Source organism: Paenibacillus tengchongensis, from assembly GCF_008973665.1.
Taxonomy (GTDB): domain Bacteria; phylum Bacillota; class Bacilli; order Paenibacillales; family Paenibacillaceae; genus Paenibacillus_AQ; species Paenibacillus_AQ tengchongensis.
This window is the reverse complement of the sequence record NZ_WACP01000037.1, coordinates 1-1,350: the sequence shown is the minus strand read 5'-3', so window position 1 is coordinate 1,350 and position 1,350 is coordinate 1. Positions and strand designations below refer to the sequence as shown.

The 1,350-nt window shown below is 38.8% G+C and carries 3 protein-coding genes; 1 reads left to right on the top strand and 2 read right to left on the bottom strand.

Translation table 11 applies throughout. The features are described from left to right. Positions 1-246 (top strand): hypothetical protein, encoded by a 246-nt coding sequence (locus F1381_RS29330; protein ID WP_246188225.1) that lies wholly within the window; start codon positions 1-3, stop codon positions 244-246. Here the strand turns inward: F1381_RS29330 and F1381_RS27810 are convergent. Next, on the bottom strand, positions 161-520 hold the full coding sequence (locus F1381_RS27810; protein WP_246188226.1) for a hypothetical protein: 360 nt from the start codon (positions 518-520) through the stop codon (positions 161-163). The two genes, F1381_RS29330 and F1381_RS27810, sit on opposite strands and share 86 nt — an antisense overlap. Before the next feature lie 7 nt (positions 521-527). Next, positions 528-1,350: zonular occludens toxin domain-containing protein (locus F1381_RS27805; RefSeq protein WP_151738061.1), on the bottom strand; the 823-nt coding region annotated here is incomplete at its 5' end.

The window sequence follows — 1,350 nt, the reverse complement described above, 5'->3', positions numbered from 1 at the left end:
GTGCCGTCTATCACCGGAAAGGTAACGGGCGAATCTGCCGGGGTAAATAATCCGTTTCAGACTATCGAGCGTCATGATGTTGGCGTTTCTCTCAAGGTAACGCCTGTTGTCATGGGTAACGGGCAACTAGTTCTGACTATCGACACTCGCGCTGATTCAATCAGCAATGATGATCAGAAGGAAAAGTATCATAAGACTGGTTATCAGAATCATCGGAATCCGAAACCATCTGTGAAGGTAATTTAGACGGCAAAGAGACTACCGCAGGATTGCCAGAAAGCATGACAAAACCGTTAGCATTCAGAACAGACTTAAAGAAATCATCAATATTTGTTGGATTAACATCAGCATTAAATACGGTTACGTTTCCTTTAATATCAGTATTAACAATAACAGTCTTGCCAGTTTTTGAAGAATACCACTGAACAAATGAGCGAACAGATGAATTGTTTAAATTAACACTTTCAGCAGAAACGCAGAATGAACAGGCAAATAAAAAAGCAACAATAACAGAGCGCATAATAATATTACTCCTGACAGATAACAGTCTGTAAATAACGGCCTTTTCTAATAACAACACGACAGGCATCTTTAATATCAACGGAATAACCATCTTTAATCAAATCAAAATACTGATATTTCGTACCTTTTGCATCAACAAACGTAACGGAAACGTCAAAGCCAAGTTGTGAAAAAGAATTAATAGAAAGTCGGGGTAAGTCACTGGACGAATCAGGCGTTACCGCCCTCGCCTGTTCAGCATAAGCAGATTTAATAGCGGAGATTTCATCAACATTCTTTCCAGACTGGAGCCAGAAACCAAGCGCAAGCCCCAGCGCCAAAAAAGAAAGCATTAATATAAGACGGTTCGATTTGCGAAAATAAATTTTCGTGAGGCGCATATAATAATTAAATCCTCTGTGAACAGAAAATTGACCGTGCGTGATAAATGGTGGCAAAAGCGAATAAGCACCATGCGGATAGTTATCAGTAAAAACCTGTTTTGTATTGTAGGCGGAATATAATGATTTTCCGGTGTATATCCATTTATCAACAGTAATTGAATTAACGTTATCACCATATTTGACAATGCCAAAGTGTACCTTTGGTAAAGAAAATCGCGCCCCTGAAATCAAATTCATAATGGAGCCAACAAAAGGAATGTTTAATTTATCTGAACGGCGACAATAAACAACATGCTCAGCAAGCGCCAGACGAGCTTGCTTATCCATTATCGAAATATCCTGAATCAAAAATATAATATCCCAGCCTAATTTTCTGGCATGTAAAAACCAGTCAATAACAGGTTGTCTGTCTTTATCACCCCATGAGCGGGAATTAAACCAAGTA